Source organism: Croceivirga sp. JEA036 (assembly GCF_011882165.1).
Classification (GTDB): Bacteria; Bacteroidota; Bacteroidia; order Flavobacteriales; family Flavobacteriaceae; genus Croceivirga.
Window position 1 is genome coordinate 618,004 of sequence record NZ_JAATON010000001.1, and the last position, 17,652, is coordinate 635,655.

A 17,652-nucleotide genomic window follows, 5' to 3' on the forward strand; every position below is an offset into this window, starting at 1 on the left:
ATGAAGTTTAAAAGTCCTATTGTGATTACTACGGAGACCTATTATCCGCAAGAAGTGAATTGGATTATAGCACTTTTTGAGGCGGGTTTGGAACGGCTACACCTTAGAAAACCACAATGGGACTTGCAACAATGTAATGCATTGCTTAACGCTATACCTGTAGAATATCACAAACAAATAGTGGTGCATCAACACCATGCATTAGCATCAAAATTTTATTTAGGAGGTATACATTTAAGGGAGAAAGACAGAAATGAAATTAAAATAGACTTGGCTAGTTATTGCCGTAAACAACAGCAAAAAGGCAAAACCGTGAGTACATCCTTTCATCAATTAGAAACAGTTATAACTAAAGGTGATTATTTTAACTATTCGTTTTTAAGTCCAGTTTTTGATAGTACCTCTAAACAAGGATATGCTGGAAAGGGATTTAATGTGATGAACCTGGCCCAAACCATTGTTGCTCTTGGAGGAATAACAAGTACAACTATTACACAAACGAAAGCCTTAGGTTATTCGGGAGTAGCGGTTTTAGGAGGTGTTTGGCAGCATTCTTCTCCGCTTGATGCCTATTTGGCTTTGCAAAAGTCATGGAAAAACCAAGCTTATGAAAACTGAACGCCCCTATGTGCTAACCTTGGCGGGTTTTGACCCTTCTGCGGGTGCAGGTTTGTTGGCTGATATTAAAACTTTTGAGCAACTTCATTGTTATGGTTTGGCGGTGCAGACGGCCAATACCATACAAACAGACGATACCTTTACAGCTTGCCATTGGATAGCCAAGGACATAATTATAGAACAATTGAGCATTGTTTTAAAAAGGTTTCCCGTAGCTTATATTAAAGTCGGCATTGTAGAAAGTTGGTCTGTTTTAGAGGAGCTAATAGGAGTCGTGAAAACAATAAAACCTGAGGCTAAAATAGTTTTTGATCCTATATTTAGTGCTTCGGCCAATTTTGATTTTCATTCAGAAGCATCTATTCAAACCGAAAAACTAGCATTAGAGAATGTGTTAAGCCATTGTTATTTGATAACGCCAAATTATAATGAATTACAAATAATGGCTAATGGAATAGCTACGGAAGATTTCTTAAAGATGCTTTCTACTACCACCAATGTTTTAGTAAAAGGAGGACATAAAAAAATTGAAAAAGGTATAGATCAATTATACACTACAACAGGCACTGTATATGAAATAAAAGGGATTCCAGAGCTATTATCGGCTAAACACGGTACAGGCTGTATTTTGTCTGCTGCACTTGTTGCAGAATTGGCCAAAGGAAAATCGCTTTTAGAGGCCAGCAAAAAGGCAAAAAATTATGTAGAACAACGCATGGGTTCTAATACCACTTTATTGGCATACCATACATCATATGAAAACAAAAATAGACTTAAATACATTTAAGTTACAGTACATCTCTCAAGGAAGCACTGTAGCGGAACATTTACAAAATATTGAGGCAGTATTGACTGCGGGTTGTCAATGGATACAACTTCGTCTCAAGGACACTTCGGCTTCAGTTTATGAACAGGCAGCCCAAGAGGCCAAAAAATTAACAGATGCCCATAATGCTGTATTAATTATCAATGATAATGTTGCGGTGGCAAAAGCGGTCAATGCCACAGGAGTACACTTGGGTTTAACAGATACAAGCCTAGAAGAAGCACGCCTTGCATTAGGTGAGGATGCAATCATTGGTGGTACTGCCAATACTCTAGAAGATTGCTCGGCACGAATTTCTTCTAAAGCAGATTATATAGGGTTGGGACCTTTTAGATTTACAGCAACCAAAAAGAATTTGAGCCCCATTCTTGGTGTTACAGGGTTCCAACAAATAACGACAGCATTGTCTAAAAACGGAGCAAACATTCCTATAGTGGCAATTGGTGGCATTACCCCAGAAGATGTAGCACAAATTGCTACAACAGGAGTGTCAGGGGTTGCCGTTTCTGGAATATTATCGGGTCAGCCCAAAAACTTAAAAACAATCACAGCGCAATTTTTAAATACAACGTACCATGGCAACTAAAGACAATTTAATTCTAGGAGGTAAAGAGTTTACTTCCCGTTTGTTTGCAGGAACAGGAAAATTTGCGAGCATGTCTTTGATGCGTGATGCCATCGTTGCATCCGGTTCGGAATTGGTTACTATGGCTTTAAAAAGAGTTGAGGTGACTAATGAGGAAGACGATATTTTAAAACATATCAATCAGGCAAAAGTAAATCTATTACCCAACACTTCTGGAGTACGTACGGCAAAAGAAGCTGTGTTTGCTGCACAATTAGCGAGAGAGGCATTAGATACAAATTTTATTAAACTAGAAATACACCCAGACCCAAAATACTTATTGCCAGACCCGATTGAAACTCTTAAAGCTGCGGAGGAGCTGGTACAACAAGGTTTTGTGGTGATGCCCTATATCCACGCAGACCCAGTTCTGTGTAAACGTTTAGAAGATGTAGGTGTGCAATGCGTAATGCCATTAGGTGCACCTATTGGCACCAACAAAGGATTGAAAACATTGGAGTTTTTAGAAATTATAATTGCACAAAGTAATGTGCCAGTGGTAGTTGATGCTGGTATAGGAACCCCATCTCATGCGGCACATGCTATGGAAATAGGTGCAGATGCAGTTTTAGTGAATACGGCGATTGCAGTGTCTAAAAATCCTGTGCAAATGGCAGAGGCTTTTAACTGGGCAGTTAAAGCAGGGAGGCAGGCGTATTTAGCTGAATTAGCCCCCACTGCTATGAGTGCCAACGCCAGTAGTCCCTTTACTCAATTTCTATCAGAAACCCAGTTGTAATGAAACAGTTTAAAGAAGTCTTTGAACAATATGATTGGGAAACGGTGGTCCAAGAAATTTATGCGAAGACCCAGGCAGATGTGCAATTAGCCTTGCAAAAAGAGCATCGAAGCTTGGATGACTTTATGGCCTTGATTTCACCTGCGGCAAAGCCTTTCTTAAATCAGATGGCGAATGCGAGCCATGCCCTTACAAAAAAGCGTTTTGGGAACACCATACAAATGTACGCACCCTTGTATTTAAGTAATGAATGCCAAAATATTTGTACGTATTGTGGCTTTAGCATGACGAATAAAATTCCAAGAAAAACGCTTACCGACGAGGAAATTTTGAAAGAAGCATCGTATTTAAAAACAAAGGGTTTTGATCATGTATTGTTAGTCACAGGAGAAGCTAATAGAACTGTTGGTGTAGACTATTTAAACAATGCTATTCAGTTACTAAGAACACATTTTGCCAATATTGCTATAGAAGTACAGCCTTTAGATACGGAAGAATATAAGCGCTTAATTAATAGTGGTTTGTATGCGGTTTTGGTATACCAAGAAACGTATCACCAAGCGGAATACAAAAAACACCATCCAAAAGGTAGAAAGTCCAATTTTGATTACCGTCTAGAAACACCAGACAGATTAGGAAAAGCAGGTATACATAAGATTGGACTTGGAGCCTTATTAGGCTTAGAAAATTGGCGTGCCGATAGTTTTTTTAATGCTTTACATTTTAAATATTTGCAACGTACCTACTGGCAGACCAAATATTCCATCTCTTTTCCTAGATTACGCCCACATTCCGGTGGTCTAGAACCTAAGGTGGTTATGACAGATGCGGATTTGGTACAATTAATTTGTGCTTACCGACTTTTAGATGAGGATGTGGAATTATCAATTTCTACAAGAGAGAGTATTCCTTTTAGGCAAAATATTGTCAATCTAGGAATCAACTCCATCAGTGCGGAGTCAAAAACAAATCCAGGGGGGTACGTGGTGGAGCCAGAATCCTTGGAACAATTTGAAATTTCTGATGAACGTCCCACGGAAGAGGTGGTAGCTATGCTAGAAGCACAAGGCTTAGATGTGGTTTGGAAAGATTGGGAACATTTTAGTGCTATTTAAATGAAACTATCACAGGAAGAAGCAAACCAATATCACCGCCATCTTATATTGGATGAGGTTGGTGTAGCAGGGCAATTAAAGTTGAAAACGGCTAAAGTTTTAGTTATTGGTGCAGGTGGTTTAGGATGCCCCATTTTACAATATTTGGCTGCGGCAGGTGTAGGAACTTTAGGCATTATTGATGACGATGTAGTAGCGATAAGCAATCTACAACGGCAGATTCTTTACAGTACAGATACCGTAGGACAACCAAAGGTAGATGTGGCTAAAAAAAGATTGGAAGCGATGAATCCCCATGTAAATATAATAGCCCATAACACGCGTCTTACACGCGATAATGCTTTAGAAATTATCAGGAAATATGATATAGTTGTAGATGGGAGCGACAATTTTGCCACCCGCTATTTGGTAAATGATGCTTGTGTTTTAGCAGATAAGCCCTTAGTTTTTGGGTCTATTTTTAAGTTTGATGGACAAGTGACCGTTTTTAACTACCAAAATGGCCCCACTTACAGGTGTCTCTATCCAAATCCGCCTGCAGAAGATACGGTACCTAATTGCTCAGAAATTGGGGTATTAGGCGTTTTGCCAGGTATAATAGGGGGATTACAAGCCAGCGAAACCTTAAAAATAATTTTGGGTTTAGGAACGGTATTGAGTGGAACTTTACTACAAATAGATGTATTGTCTGGTAAGCAATTAAAACTAAATTTTAAGCGTAACCCAGAAATTAATATTACTGAGTTATTGCCCAATTATGAGGCATTTTGTGGTATTTCATCATCAGTCCAAGAACTTACATGGGCCAAAGTACAAGAAAACCCAATTCACTATAACTTGCTAGATGTACGTACTCTAGAAGAACGAGAAGCGCACCATTTAGGAGGCTTACACATTCCATTGTCTGATTTAAGTACCCAATGGAATAGGATACCAATTAGCGAAAACCTTGTGGTCTATTGCCAATCAGGAAAAAGAAGCGCTAAGGCTATCCATGTTCTAAAGGAACACTTAAAAGAAACCACTTTATATAGTTTAAAAGGTGGTGTAAACGCAACGCTTTAATATCAGTTTAAAACCACTTCATCAATAAAAATAAAGCTATTACCTCCAGGGTCTGTGTGCCATTCTGGGTTTTTACCTTGGTTTACAATTTCCAATTGAATTCCTTTAACTTTTATCGTATCAAATTCTAAGGTGATGAGGTTGCGTTGTACATCAACATTAGGCTCGTTTTTACCTAAATCAATGGTTTTTAAGGTCTTTTTAGCCCCATTTTCGGTAATTCCTATCACTTTATAGCCTATAGGCGAAAAAATCCAACTAGTGGGTGCGGATAAATGACTAACACTTATACTACTTATTTCTTTGTTTTCATCAAATAGAAACGTACCCTTCAAGTTTTGTTCTTCGTATCCTAACCATTTACCATCTACAAAATTGGTGCTTCCTCGTTTACCATCAAATAAGGTTACTTCATGCTGTGCTGCATATTTTTCGTGTGGTTTGGCATGCAATTTTCCTTCTTTAATAGGGATGCCACTTTTTATAAAGTCGCGCTTGGTATATTCACTTTTGCCCCAACCTTCTTTTTCACTAAAAGCCAAAACTGTCTGGGTTTTAGAAATGTAAAATGGATGGGTATAGACCTTAAATAGCGTGTCGCTAGCTTTATTTATCACTCCAAAAAAGGTAGTTGCTTCCTCAAAAGAAGTTTCTATAGTTATACGTAGCGAATCTTTAAAAACTTCTTGATTGGCTACAATTACAGGCGATGTTATTTTACTCGCTTTAAATTTTTCATTGATATCCAATCCTTGTAAAATAATATTTGCGTTACTTAAGGATGTAATGCTTTCTTGCGTTAAAGATTGCGGCGTAATATAAACATGGGTTAATTTTTTGTGCTGCCCCAACTGTTCAGAATTGAGCTTTTTAATAGGAGTGCCAAAAAGGTTTAAAGAGGTTAGATACGGTTTGTTTTTTAGCTTTTCTATGCCCTTGTCGGTTACCGCAGTACTATTAAGCTGCAGTTTTATAAGGTTGTTGTATGGCTTAAGCGCTGTTATTAAATCGTCATTGAAATTGGTGTAACTAAGATTGATTTCTACCACATTAGATGCTATATTTTCTAAAGCATCAAAATGGCTAGTTGTTATATTTTTTTGGCGGTTAAAATTGGCTATGAGTAACGGGTTTTCTTCGGATAACTGCTGTAAAGAAATTCCCATTTTTGTAATTCTTTCCAAATCTTCTCTTGGAATAAAGTTTGCATTTTTCGCCAATTGAGACAAATCGCTCTGGTCTTCTTCTAAACTTACCAAGTATGGTTCTAAATGCTTATCTTTATCTAAATCTTCAACAGCACAATCAAAACAGTTCTCGTTTTTAATCCACCAATCTAAGAGCGTAATCTCTTCTGCACTTAGTTGTTGTTTTCCTTTTGGAGGCATGTGTTCATCATCTTCCATAGGCAAGTGTAGCCGATGCATAAATAAATTGGTATTATGACCAGAAATGGTATCGAATAAAAAACCACTTTCTCCGCCTGCTAAAATTTCTGTTTTAGAAGTTAATAACAATCCACCCTTAGCTTTGGATGTATTATGGCAGCTTACGCACTTTGCTTCTAGTACAGGTTGCACCAATTCTGCGTATACCTGAGCCTTTTCTATATCCGCAATAGCTATTGACTTTGGACTATGGTCTGTAAATAAAAAATCTTCACCATGCGTCATGTTACCACCAAAATGCCCTGTTAAGGAAAGCAATACTATACCTATGACGAGTAATAGATTATAAATTTTTCTATAAATAGCTTTGGAACAATAGCGTAATACAAACAAGGTTATAGCGCATAGGGTAAAGGTTATACCCATCCATTTGTGATTGTTGAGCATGTCTACATCATAACCACCATTATCTCCTAAAAACCAACCGGTAGCGATTGATAATAATGAGAAGAATATGGTAATGGCTAGTATAAATAATATGGTTTCTTTTTGGTCTTTTTTACGTATCCACTGCCATAATTCTAGTAAAAACGCCAGTATAAAAATGCCTATGGGCAAGTGTACCAATAAGGGGTGCAAGTTTGCTAAATTCATTTGGTCAATTAATCAGTAGTTCGTCTATAAACAGCCATGGAATTGTGCCTTGGCCCATGTGCCATTGGGGTATGCTTGGTAATGTATTTATTTGGATTTGTAGCTCCTTGTAAGTGCCTTTTTTAATAGGAACTTGTAAAAAGGTAGATGCTGTTTTTTCTCCCTCTTTTGGTATTTGGATGTTTACTTGTCCAATAATTTTCTTATTACTTTCTACAGTTATTTGTTTTGGTAGAAAAACCCAAGAACCATAATCTTTTAAAACTCCCAAACTTACTAAAGATAAGGTGGCAGGTTCCTTTAAACTAACAATTAAGTTTACCTCAGTAGTCTGGAAACCCAACCAATCGTTACCCGTTCTAAAATTGGTTGTGCCTTTAATCAAATCTTTGAGGCTGGCTTCTTTGTTACCCCTATAAGCAGCTTTAGGTTCTGGTTCTATGATAATTTTTGCATCAGAAAGTAAACTATTCGCCTTAGTTAACTTTAGGGTTGTGGTATCACTAGTTTGATAATATGGATGGGTGCTCCATACCTTTAAAGTGCTTGTTGTTTTAATTTCAATAGGCTTTTTATGATTTGCGGTTCTTGGTTTATCATCTGCTAATTGATAATGTAAAACACTCCCTTTTTCTCCTTCTGTAAAGCTTAACAAGGCTTGTTTTGTGAATAGAAGGGAATCTACATAAACTACTGGTGCTGCCAACGCAAAAGTAGATTGTTGATTATCTTCCTGTCCAAAAGCTCTGGAAGTATAACCTACTAATACAATAATAAGTATGCCTTTAAAATAATTCCATCTTAAAACGTACTTCATTACACACGGGTTAATTTTATAGGGTAGGTTTTTCCGCTATTCCATTGAGGAACGTACAAATTTTCGTCCTCATCAACACAAACATCATGTGGATGCTTAAAAATGGATAAGGTTTGGTACATGTTTCCTAATTTACCCTCAGTATACTTAGGTACACATCCTCCTGGGGCTGAAACCAATTGGTCGTTTTTGTCCAAAACACAAATAAAACCGGTATCCTGGGAGCCATCATGAGACCAGATGGAAGCTAAATAAACGTTTTCATTATGTATTACTGGCCTACAGATATAAGCCCCAGGCAAGTCTATGGTGCTAATAAGCTCACCTGCCATTGAAAAACGTTTTAGTTTGTTCTGTTGTCTGGCTGTGATGAGCAGGGTAGGAGGTTTGCCATTTCTAGCATCTATGCATATACCATGGGCATTATCAAAATGATGCATTTGGGAGCCTTTGCCTCCAAAAATGTTTAGAAGTTCGCCCTTAGCATTGTAATGCGTTATGTATTGTGCTCCATAACCATCTGCAATGTAAACATCCCCATTTGAAGCAATAGCCGTTTCCGTAGGAATAAAGCTTGATTTACTTTCGTATTTTTCACTTTCTAATGGACAAGAATAGACTTGAATTACCTTTCCGTCTAAGGTTGTTTTAATAACCTCGTGCCTGTTGTTATCGCTTATATACAAATATTCCGTACCATTTTCATTGTGTAGGGTTAAACCATGGGCACCAGGATATTGCGTTCCCCAAGCGTTTAATAAGTCTCCATCCTTATTGTAAACCAAGACATTATTTTTGGTGTTATTCGTTAACAAATACAAACGCCCTTTTTTGTCTATTACCATTTCATGGCAATCATTAACAGGGTAATATTGACTATTGAGTGCTCCCCAGTTTACATCTACTTTGTACTTAAAATCGCCGTGGCCAACAATACCATTTTCATTGGTTCTTGCTTGAGTAAACAGGGGTAATGTTATTAAACCAGCAGTTGCAATACCTGAATTCTTTAAAAAACTTCTACGCTGCATTAGGCTAAAATATCTTTTACAATATGGCCTTCCACATCGGTTAATCTAAAACGCCTACCTTGATATTTATAGGTAAGCTTTTCATGGTCTATACCCATTAGATGTAGCAATGTAGCTTGGAAGTCATGTACATGTACAGGGTTTTGGGTTATGTTGTAGCCAAAATCATCGGTTTCTCCATATACCAAGCCCGGTTTTACACCACCGCCGGCCAGCCACATGGTAAAACATCTTGGATGGTGGTCTCTACCGTAATTGGTATCGGTAAGAATACCTTGAGAATAGTTGGTTCGGCCAAATTCTCCTCCCCAGATTACCAAGGTATCTTCTAATAAACCACGTTGTTTTAAATCTTCTACCAAAGCTGCGGAAGCTTGGTCTACATCTTTGGCTTGTTTTTCTATGGCTCCCGGTAAATTATCGTGCTGGTCCCAGCCCATGTGGTACAATTGAATAAAACGAACGTCTTGCTCTGCCAATTTTCTGGCCAACAGACAATTTGCGGCGTAAGTACCAGGAATTTTAGCATCTGCGCCATACATTTTGTACACATAATCTGGTTCGTTGGAGGTGTCCATTACCTCTGGCACGGAAGTTTGCATGCGGTAGGCCATTTCATACTGGCTAATTCTACCTTGGGTCTCTGGGTCTCCGTAGTCGTTATAATGGTGCTCATTAAGTTCTGCCAACATATCTAGCATGGCCCGTTTCCCCATTTTGGTCATTCCCTCAGGGTCGTTCAAGTATAATACCGGGTCTTTAGCGGCTCTAAATTGTACTCCTTGGTGCTGGGAATGTAAAAAACCATTACCCCATAATCTAGTGTACAATGGTTGGCCATTTGGCCTTCCCGTACCACGAGAAAGCAGCACGGTAAATGCAGGTAAATTATCATTTTCGGAACCCAACCCGTAACTCATCCATGAACCAATACAAGGTCTGCCCGGTTGTTGGGAACCCGTTTGAAAAAAGGTTACTGCAGGGTCATGGTTAATAGCTTCTGTATACATGGATTTGATAATACACAGGTCGTCTACAATCTTAGAAGTATAAGGAAGCAAATCGCTCATCCAGGTACCATTAGTTCCATGTTGATTAAAATTAAATAAGGAACCCACTAAAGGAAATTTATCCTGACCGGAAGTCATCCCCGTTAATCGTTGGCCGTTTCTGATGGATTCTGGTAGGTCTTCTCCTCGACGTTTGTTAAGTAAAGGCTTATAATCAAAAAGCTCTAATTGAGATGGGCCACCACTTTGGAACAAATAGATTACTCGTTTTACTTTGGCATTATGGTGTAAATTTTCTAATATTCCTTTGGTGCCAATAGTCCCGTTGGTTTGCGTTAAAATGCCATTTTCATTTTTACTAAAAAAACTACAACCGGCAAGGGAACTTAAAGCTAAACCACCAATACCTAAAGCAGATTTTTTTAAGAAAGCTCTTCTGTTTTCTTGCAGCAAACGTTCTTGTATAATTTTCTTTTCGCTCATCCTCTTGTTATTGTTTCGTCCAGGTTTAGTATGGCATGGGCTGTCAAGGCCAGGCAGGTCCATGCTTCTTGGTCCGTTATTTTTTCATTGGTATAGTTGCCAATAGCCAAATATTCTGTAGGTACAATAGCACCTTCTGCAACTTTGGTCTTCATATCTTCTTGAAATCTGGTTAGCCTGGTTAATTCATCAGCAGTAGGCATACGGCCTGTAGCGTTTCTAAATAATACTTTTATAGCTGCATCTATATTTCCATTTTTTTCAGCATATGGAGCCGCCATGGCCCTTGCGGCTTCTATTATCTGTGGGTCGTTAAGCAGTACCAGTGCTTGTAAAGGCGTATTGGTGTCTTCTCGCTTTACGGAGCATAAGTCTCTTGAGGAAGCATCAAAAGTTATCATACTTGGTGGCGGAACGGTACGTTTCCAAAAGGTGTATAAACTTTTGCGGTACAAATCGGTTCCAGAGCCCACCACATAAGTTGCCGTACTACCACCACCACCTCCGGTGGTTTCTTCCCATAAGCCGTCTGGTTGATAAGGTTTTACACTAGGGCCGCCTATTTCTTTATGCAGTAATCCGCCTAGTTGTAACGCTTGGTCGCGAATGGCACTTGCTGATAATCGAATACGGGGAGCGCGAGCCAACCAATCATTTTCCGGGTCTTTTTCTAAGGCCTCTGGGGTAATTTTGGACGATTGCTGATAGGTTGCCGAAAGCGCCATAAATTTTAGCATTTTTTTGATGTCCCAGTTTTCTTCTTGAAATTTTAAGGCTAGGTAATCTAACAATTCTGGGTGCGTAGGTAAGGAACCTTGATTGCCAAAGTCATAAGAAGAAGCAACAATACCTTTACCAAACATTTTTTGCCAAAGGCGATTAACCATAATACGTGCCGTTAGCGGATTGTCTTTGTGGAATAGCCACTTGGCCAACCCAAGCCTATTTTTTGGATAAGTTTCTGGATAGGGTAAAATGGCGGTAGGTGTCTCTGGAAAAACTTGCTCTCCCGGCTGGTCATAAACGCCACGATTTAATACGTACGTTGGGCGTTCCTTAGCCTTATTGTCCATAACCAAAGAGGTTACATAAGATTCTTCAGATTTGGAAAGGTTAATAAATTCCAACACCTTATCCGCTTCTTCTTGGGTGATTTTAATATAGGGTTTGGGTATTACCGAGCCATTGGCCATTAAACCATCTTCATCTATACCGTTGAAAAAACTAAAAAGCTGAAAATGCTCTTTTTGACTTATAGGATCGTACTTGTGGTCATGGCAACGTGCACATTCCATGGTCATTCCTAAAAATGCGGTACCAAACGTATTGGTGCGGTCTTCTACATATTCAATTCTGTATTCTTCAGGGATTACACCGCCTTCCGCAGTAATTTTGTGGTTTCTATTAAAACCTGTGGCTAAAATGGATTCTTTGTTTGCGTTAGGCAACAAATCACCTGCCAATTGCATAGTAACAAATTGATCATACGGCATATTTTCATCAAAAGCATGTATTACCCAATCGCGCCAAGGCCACATGGTCCTTTCAAAATCATCTTGATAACCGTGGGTGTCCGCATAGCGGGCCACTTCCATCCAATCTGCGGCCATGTGTTCCGCATAATCTGTAGAATTCAATAATTGATCAATCAATTTTTCCCAATTGATATCCTCTTTTAAACTAACTAGGGAATCTAACGCGTTTAAAGTTGGAGGCAAACCGGTAAGGTCTAAATACAGCCGTCTAACCAATATTTCCCTTGGCGCTTTTTCTGAAGGTTTAAACTGATTTTCCTCTAATTTTTGAAATACGAAGTCGTCAATTTCATTTTGTATCCAATCAGTTTTTTCAAAGGTTGGTATTTGAGGTTGTACAGGAGGTATAAAAGCCCAATGCTTTTTATACTCCGCACCTTGTGCTATCCATTTACGCAATAGCTCTTTTTCTACATCCGTTAGGGTCAAATTGGACTCAGGAGGCGGCATAAGTAAGCCAAGGTCATCCGTATAAATACGTGCTACCAAAGAACTTTTTTCAGGATCACCTGGAACAACGGCAAAATGGTCTTGAGCCTCGCCCAATGCTTTATAAGCTTCTTCTGCAGTATGTAGGGATAAGTTCCCTTCTACCGCATTTTTGTCTGGTCCATGACATTTGAAACAACGGTCTGATAATATGGGTTTAATATGAAGTGAAAAATCTACTTTATCTGGTAGGCTCATTGCCATGGTATCCGCTAGAACAATCACTTCATCTTTGGGTTGATTTTGGCAACTAAAATTTAGGCATATCAATGAAGTTAAATAGAAAAAGCGCGTAAATCTATTCATGTTTTAATTTTCAGTTTCAGTTTAGTGGTGAAAAAATACAATCTAAACCAAATTAGAATTACTTTTTTCGACAGATAGCTATTGGTAAATGCCAAACGACTAAAAATATAATGTAGCTTAAAATTTTAAGAAATCGTCAATAACCTTCTTAAATTGGTGTAATTTTTATTTAAAAAGGGATGAAAATTATTAGAATTCAAATCCAAACAGACCTTTTCGTTTTTGTAGGTCCTTGAGTTTTTTGGGCTTTAATTTATTTAACATGGCTAAGAAAGCGATAGCTGTTATGTAAGCATCACCTAAGGCAGTGTGGCGGTCTACTTTACTTATACCATAACTATCTGCCAGGTAGTCTAGTGTATAGTTTTTTTTGTTGATGGCTTTAGAAGAAAGGGTTTTTTTGAAGAGGTGGGCGGTATCTAAGGTGGAATTTAATAACTCTGGAAATCCTTGCCTAAAAAGCGCTGCATTAAGCATAGAAACATCAAAAAGTGTGTGGTGAGCCACTATTACACTGCCTTGTAAATATTCAATTAATTTAAATACTGCTGCTGCTTCTGAAATGCGTGTTATCTTTCCTTTTTTAATAATGCCGTGAATTTTGACTGTACTGGCATCAAAGGTGTCTTGTTTTAAAAATACTTCAAAAGAATCTTGTACCCGGATAATACCGTTTTTCAATTTTAGGGCTCCAATACTCAAAATACGGTCTTTCTCATAGTTAAAGCCTGTAGTTTCGGTGTCTAAAACTACAAAACAGATGTCCTTTATAGACTCAGGGAGATGCTGTAACGAAGCTTTGTAAGTGTCCCAAAGTTGTTTTTTTGCTTCTGTATCCATTCCTGTTTATCTTATCGTATTAACCATGAAACGGACATTTAGCAATTCTTGAATCTCTTTTATAGTTTTGAAAGTACGCTTTAATTTGACCTTCTCTTCTTTGGATAGCGCTTCTAAATGAATATAACGACCAGAATCATTATTTTGTAGACCTTGTTTGGTTCTAAACTTTAATAGTGCCTTAAAAGCGTAGCTACATGCTAAATACAACTCTTTATTGTTTGGTTCTAATTCTGCTAATTTTTCATAGCGTTCCCATGTATTACTAATTCCTGTAATGTTATGCGATAATATTAATACTCTAGCCGCATCTATTAAGGGCATTAAGGCCCGTTTTTTAATATCAAATTGGTTTTTGTGCTCCCCATCTTGTTCTACTAAAAAATTTCTAAAGAATCCTCTAGGTGATGGATTAGCCATAGCACTGCCTGCCAAATGTGTTAAAAATACCGGATAGTTTTCTATAGTTTTTAAAATATGTTCTGATAGCTCTTGTACTATGGCTACATCGCCATAAACTTTATTGTAATCAAAGAATATTATAGAGAGGAGCATTTCATTTGGTCCTGGATTGGTAATCCATTGGGTACTTAGTTTTTTAAACTCATTTAAACTGGTGCACCATTTAGGATTAGAAGCCATCATATCTGCAGGACAGTAAGCATAGCCTATAGTATGCATGGCTTTAGTAATTTCTTTTGCTAAACCAAGAAAATAACGTTGGATAGCTATAAATTGTTCTTTAGGAACGTTTTGGAAGACCAACGCATTATCTTGGTCTGTATGCAAAAGTTGTTCACTACGCCCTTGACTCCCCATAGCTAACCAAGCAAAAGGGACAGGAGGCTCCACTTGTTGTGCTTCTAAAGCAAGTTTTACTACTTGTTTAATACAGGCATCATTTAATTCGGCTATAATTTTTGCAGTCAATGCCATGGGAATATTTTGTTTTAGATAACCTCTTAGTAAATTCATTACATAATTTCTTAAGGGCTTAATTTCCGCAGCAGATTCCGCTCTTTTAATTGCACGGATTAAAGTGGTTGGGTTTTGTCCTTGAGAAAGCATTACATCATACTTAGAAAGCATGCCAATGGCGGGTGTATTGGGAGTTCCATCTTCTGTTAATACCAAATGACTGATATCGTTCTTCATCATTGCCATTTGCGCTTGGGTAACCGTAAGTTGTTTGGGATAGGTGATTATAGGCGTACTCATGATGTTAGCTGCTCGGTCTAAAATATCAAACGTACCAGTGGCTATTTTAAACCTAAAATCTTTATCAGTAATTAGTCCTATTGGCAATTTATTTTTTACAACTATCATGGCGCCCACCTTATTTTTGGTCATTTTTTTAGCTACCGTTTTTAATTTGGTGCCTGGGCCACAACTGATGATGTTTTTAGAATAATTTATGTGCTGTACATCATTTAAACCTGCTTTGTTGTTGGTAGGATTAAAATGAATTGTTTCTCCAATGAGCTGCCCTTTGTGTGTAGAAGAGTAGGGGTTCCTGGTATTAGAGGCAAAACTTTCGACTAAAAAATTTGCCAACTGCTCGTTTTCCCTTGTAAACGGTTTAAACTGTTTTATGGGAATAGCATAGATAATAGATTCTTCTTCGGTTTTAGCTTGTAAACGGTAGTTTTCTTGTGCCATTAATGGGCGTAGTCCAAAAATATCGCCTTCATCACAAATATCTACAATTACAGCATCTGTAGTATTCCAGAGCGCAACAGCACCTTTGTGTACGGTGTAGAAATACTCATGAGGTGCTTCGTCAAAATGAAACAAAATTTCATCTTTCTCCTTATAAATTATGAATACTTCTGTAGCAAGCTCCTCTAACTGGGATTTATTTAAATAAGAGAAAGGAGGAAATCGCTTTAAAAAATCGGCTACCCTAAAAGAAATAGTGTTCTGCATAGCTTAAAATTATGCTTTAATTTTATTTCTGGGCATAAAAAAAGACCATCCTAGTTATAGAATGGTCTTTTGTGCTTGTAGCGAGAGAGGGACTTGAACCCTCGGCCTCCGGGTTATGAATCCGACGCTCTAACCAGCTGAGCTACCTCGCCGTCTGTTTTTAAAACGGGTGCAAATATACTGGTAAATTTTAGTAACATCAAAATTCATTTTTATTTTATTTTTTGAAATATATTTTTATATATTCCCCAACTATAAAGTAAAGAAGACAATAAACCACTATACGCATGAGTGATAAAACGAAATTTGAGTTAGAGTTTGTAATACAATCGTCACCACAATTATTATACAATTATATAGCCACACCTTCTGGACTTTCTGAGTGGTTTGCGGATAACGTAAACTCTAGAGGAGAGCTATTTACCTTTATTTGGGATGGAGCAGAAGAAGAAGCCAAATTGCTAAAAAAGAAAACGGACGAGTTTGTGCGTTTTGCTTGGGAAGAGAATGATGATGACACCTTTTTTGAAATGCGAATTATAGTGGATGAGATAACCAAGGATGTTTCGTTATTTATTTCTGATTATGCAGAGGACGATGAAGTGGAAGAAGCAAAATTACTTTGGCAGAACCAAATTAGCGACCTTAAACACGTATTGGGGTCTAAGTAAGAATAAAAATTGACCGTATCTTTGCACCCGAATTAAAATTCGGGTTTTTTTATGGTCAATTTTAACGGAACTATTGTCCCAGCTGATGAAACATTATTTACCGCTAATCATAGAGCTTTTTTATATGGCGATGCGTTGTTTGAAGAAGTGCGATTGGTCAATGGTAAATTAAGTTTCTGGGAAGAACATTATTTTAGGTTAATGGCCAACATGCGTATGCTACGCATGCAAATACCGATGAGTTTTACCATGGAATTTCTTGAAGAAGAAATACTAAAAACTCTTGATGATAAGGAAACTTCTACGTATTTGATACGAATATCTGTTGCGAGAAAAGGTGATAATGCGCTTAAAGCAACTACTAATAGGGTGGATTATACCATTACAGCAAAAGTATTGACCGACGCCTTTTACACCTTATCAGAATGTGATTTTGAAGTGGAGTTGTTTAAGGATCATTATGTAAATGCAGATTTACTGTCAACCATTAAAACAACAAATCAACTATTACCCGTAGTTGCTAGTGTTTTTGCAGAAGAAAATGGCTATGATGATTGTTTGTTGGTTAATCAGAATAAACAAGTGATTTCTGGAACCGAAGGAAACTTATTTGTTGTAAAGGGTACCCATATTAAAACAGCTCCACTAGCAGATGGATGCTTCAACACGGTTATCCGTAAGAAATTAATAGAGATGATAGGTGCTTTACCAGAATTTGAATTGGAAGAAGCTTCCATTTCACCGTTTGAACTGCAAAAGGCGGACGAATTGTTTTTACTCACAGAAGTATCTGGTGTACAGGCTATTACAAAATACCGTAAAAAAATATTCACAAATAAAATAGCGTCTGCTTTACAAGGTAAACTTAATGCGCATGTGCGTATGGCTAGTTTAAAATAGGATTTTCTGGAGCGTTAGACCAAATTAAGTAGTCTCCTCCAAGTTCCATCATTTTCTCCTTCCAGAAGGTAAGTGCTGCTTTGTTGATAATGTCACTACGGTAAACGTTACTGGTAACTACCCAAGATTTAGAACTTAGCTCTTGTTTTAACTGCAAAGAATCCCAACCAGAATAGCCTAAGAAAAACCGAATATCCTTAGCGGTTATTGTGCCATCATTTATTAAGGTTATGGTATTTTCAAAATCACCACCCCAGTAAATGCCATCGGCAATCTCTATGCTATTTTCTATAAACTGTGGTACTCGGTGTATAAAGTATAAATTATCTTGCTCTACAGGCCCTCCATTATAGACCTTAAAGCTTTGAGAAATCTCTGGAACAAGTTCAGAGATGTCATAATCTAAGGGTTTATTTAAAATAAAACCCACCGAGCCTTGCTCGTTGTGTTCTGCTATTAGGACGACACTTCTGTTAAAGGATACATCACCAGTTAGGGAGGGTTCCGCTATCAAAAGTCGACCTTTATGTGGCTCCGTGTATGTCATTTTTTGAGGTGTCAGTCAAATAAATGTAAGCTTTTATGTATTAAAATACAAAGGGGGTACAAAAAAA

16 protein-coding genes and 1 tRNA gene are annotated in these 17,652 nt (G+C 37.8%); 8 read left to right on the plus strand and 9 right to left on the minus strand.

Features of this window, described 5'->3' with window-relative positions; genetic code table 11:
• Genes HCO57_RS02345 through moeB form a run of 6 tightly spaced genes read left to right on the plus strand, consistent with a single transcriptional unit; the run spans position 1 to position 4,988 of the window.
• Positions 1–618, plus strand: a complete 618-nt coding sequence (locus HCO57_RS02345; RefSeq protein WP_167987678.1) for a thiamine phosphate synthase — start codon at positions 1–3, stop codon at positions 616–618.
• Positions 608–1,405, plus strand: coding sequence for a hydroxymethylpyrimidine/phosphomethylpyrimidine kinase (locus HCO57_RS02350; RefSeq protein ID WP_167987679.1), 798 nt, complete (start codon positions 608–610; stop codon positions 1,403–1,405). Before HCO57_RS02345 ends, HCO57_RS02350 begins: the two co-directional genes overlap by 11 nt.
• On the plus strand, positions 1,374–2,030 hold the full coding sequence (gene thiE, locus HCO57_RS02355; RefSeq protein WP_167987680.1) for a thiamine phosphate synthase: 657 nt from the start codon (positions 1,374–1,376) through the stop codon (positions 2,028–2,030). Before HCO57_RS02350 ends, thiE begins: the two co-directional genes overlap by 32 nt.
• Entirely contained in the window at positions 2,020–2,808 is a 789-nt protein-coding gene (locus HCO57_RS02360) for a thiazole synthase (RefSeq protein ID WP_167987681.1), read from the plus strand. Before thiE ends, HCO57_RS02360 begins: the two co-directional genes overlap by 11 nt.
• Complete coding sequence (thiH, locus tag HCO57_RS02365) at positions 2,808–3,923, plus strand: 2-iminoacetate synthase ThiH (RefSeq protein ID WP_167987682.1); 1,116 nt, start codon at positions 2,808–2,810, stop codon at positions 3,921–3,923. Before HCO57_RS02360 ends, thiH begins: the two co-directional genes overlap by 1 nt.
• Entirely contained in the window at positions 3,924–4,988 is a 1,065-nt protein-coding gene (gene moeB / locus HCO57_RS02370) for a molybdopterin-synthase adenylyltransferase MoeB (RefSeq protein ID WP_167987683.1), read from the plus strand.
• Positions 4,989–4,990: 2 nt separating this feature from the next.
• Here the strand turns inward: moeB and HCO57_RS02375 are convergent, their stop codons facing one another.
• The 8 genes from HCO57_RS02375 to HCO57_RS02410 all read right to left on the minus strand — a co-directional run bounded on the left by HCO57_RS02375 (position 4,991) and on the right by HCO57_RS02410 (position 15,619).
• Entirely contained in the window at positions 4,991–7,030 is a 2,040-nt protein-coding gene (locus tag HCO57_RS02375; RefSeq protein WP_167987684.1) for a c-type cytochrome domain-containing protein, read from the minus strand.
• 4 nt (positions 7,031–7,034) lie between these two features.
• Positions 7,035–7,847, minus strand: a complete 813-nt coding sequence (locus HCO57_RS02380; RefSeq protein WP_167987685.1) for a hypothetical protein — start codon at positions 7,845–7,847, stop codon at positions 7,035–7,037.
• Positions 7,847–8,878, minus strand: a complete 1,032-nt coding sequence (locus tag HCO57_RS02385; protein WP_167987686.1) for a 6-bladed beta-propeller — start codon at positions 8,876–8,878, stop codon at positions 7,847–7,849. Before HCO57_RS02385 ends, HCO57_RS02380 begins: the two co-directional genes overlap by 1 nt.
• Positions 8,878–10,371, minus strand: a complete 1,494-nt coding sequence (locus tag HCO57_RS02390; protein WP_080318827.1) for a DUF1501 domain-containing protein — start codon at positions 10,369–10,371, stop codon at positions 8,878–8,880. The genes HCO57_RS02385 and HCO57_RS02390 overlap by 1 nt, the downstream gene beginning before the upstream one ends.
• The gene (locus tag HCO57_RS02395; RefSeq protein WP_245167525.1) at positions 10,368–12,701 is read right to left on the minus strand and encodes a PSD1 and planctomycete cytochrome C domain-containing protein; all 2,334 of its coding nucleotides are present in this window, start codon (positions 12,699–12,701) and stop codon (positions 10,368–10,370) included. Before HCO57_RS02395 ends, HCO57_RS02390 begins: the two co-directional genes overlap by 4 nt.
• A gap of 189 nt (positions 12,702–12,890) precedes the next feature.
• Complete coding sequence (locus tag HCO57_RS02400) at positions 12,891–13,541, minus strand: PolC-type DNA polymerase III (protein ID WP_167987687.1); 651 nt, start codon at positions 13,539–13,541, stop codon at positions 12,891–12,893.
• A gap of 6 nt (positions 13,542–13,547) precedes the next feature.
• Positions 13,548–15,467, minus strand: a complete 1,920-nt coding sequence (locus tag HCO57_RS02405) for a DUF294 nucleotidyltransferase-like domain-containing protein (RefSeq protein WP_167987688.1) — start codon at positions 15,465–15,467, stop codon at positions 13,548–13,550.
• Positions 15,468–15,545: 78 nt separating this feature from the next.
• Positions 15,546–15,619, minus strand: a tRNA-Met gene (locus HCO57_RS02410).
• A 135-nt stretch (positions 15,620–15,754) separates the two neighbouring features.
• Here HCO57_RS02410 and HCO57_RS02415 point away from each other — a divergent pair.
• Positions 15,755–16,138 carry an START-like domain-containing protein gene (locus tag HCO57_RS02415; RefSeq protein WP_136950090.1) on the plus strand — a complete coding sequence of 128 codons (384 nt, stop codon included), beginning with the start codon at positions 15,755–15,757 and terminating at the stop codon, positions 16,136–16,138.
• A gap of 51 nt (positions 16,139–16,189) precedes the next feature.
• Entirely contained in the window at positions 16,190–17,038 is an 849-nt protein-coding gene (locus HCO57_RS02420) for an aminotransferase class IV (protein ID WP_167987689.1), read from the plus strand.
• Here HCO57_RS02420 and HCO57_RS02425 read toward each other — a convergent pair.
• Complete coding sequence (locus HCO57_RS02425; protein ID WP_136950088.1) at positions 17,025–17,585, minus strand: YqgE/AlgH family protein; 561 nt, start codon at positions 17,583–17,585, stop codon at positions 17,025–17,027. The genes HCO57_RS02420 and HCO57_RS02425 overlap by 14 nt on opposite strands.
• Positions 17,586–17,652 lie beyond the last annotated feature (67 nt).

What these genes read in the sequence shown, in the direction of transcription:
- moeB (WP_167987683.1), top strand. Translation starts at nt 3,924, where the DNA reads ATGAAACTATCACAGGAAGAAGCAAACCAATATCACCGCCATCTTATA.
- HCO57_RS02385 (WP_167987686.1), bottom strand. Translation starts at nt 8,878, where the DNA reads ATGCAGCGTAGAAGTTTTTTAAAGAATTCAGGTATTGCAACTGCTGGT.
- HCO57_RS02380 (WP_167987685.1), bottom strand. Translation starts at nt 7,847, where the DNA reads ATGAAGTACGTTTTAAGATGGAATTATTTTAAAGGCATACTTATTATT.
- HCO57_RS02375 (WP_167987684.1), bottom strand. Translation starts at nt 7,030, where the DNA reads ATGAATTTAGCAAACTTGCACCCCTTATTGGTACACTTGCCCATAGGC.
- HCO57_RS02400 (WP_167987687.1), bottom strand. Translation starts at nt 13,541, where the DNA reads ATGGATACAGAAGCAAAAAAACAACTTTGGGACACTTACAAAGCTTCG.
- HCO57_RS02390 (WP_080318827.1), bottom strand. Translation starts at nt 10,371, where the DNA reads ATGAGCGAAAAGAAAATTATACAAGAACGTTTGCTGCAAGAAAACAGA.
- HCO57_RS02350 (WP_167987679.1), top strand. Translation starts at nt 608, where the DNA reads ATGAAAACTGAACGCCCCTATGTGCTAACCTTGGCGGGTTTTGACCCT.
- HCO57_RS02405 (WP_167987688.1), bottom strand. Translation starts at nt 15,467, where the DNA reads ATGCAGAACACTATTTCTTTTAGGGTAGCCGATTTTTTAAAGCGATTT.
- HCO57_RS02415 (WP_136950090.1), top strand. Translation starts at nt 15,755, where the DNA reads ATGAGTGATAAAACGAAATTTGAGTTAGAGTTTGTAATACAATCGTCA.
- thiH (WP_167987682.1), top strand. Translation starts at nt 2,808, where the DNA reads ATGAAACAGTTTAAAGAAGTCTTTGAACAATATGATTGGGAAACGGTG.
- HCO57_RS02420 (WP_167987689.1), top strand. Translation starts at nt 16,190, where the DNA reads ATGGTCAATTTTAACGGAACTATTGTCCCAGCTGATGAAACATTATTT.
- thiE (WP_167987680.1), top strand. Translation starts at nt 1,374, where the DNA reads ATGAAAACAAAAATAGACTTAAATACATTTAAGTTACAGTACATCTCT.
- HCO57_RS02425 (WP_136950088.1), bottom strand. Translation starts at nt 17,585, where the DNA reads ATGACATACACGGAGCCACATAAAGGTCGACTTTTGATAGCGGAACCC.
- HCO57_RS02395 (WP_245167525.1), bottom strand. Translation starts at nt 12,701, where the DNA reads ATGAATAGATTTACGCGCTTTTTCTATTTAACTTCATTGATATGCCTA.
- HCO57_RS02345 (WP_167987678.1), top strand. Translation starts at nt 1, where the DNA reads ATGAAGTTTAAAAGTCCTATTGTGATTACTACGGAGACCTATTATCCG.
- HCO57_RS02360 (WP_167987681.1), top strand. Translation starts at nt 2,020, where the DNA reads ATGGCAACTAAAGACAATTTAATTCTAGGAGGTAAAGAGTTTACTTCC.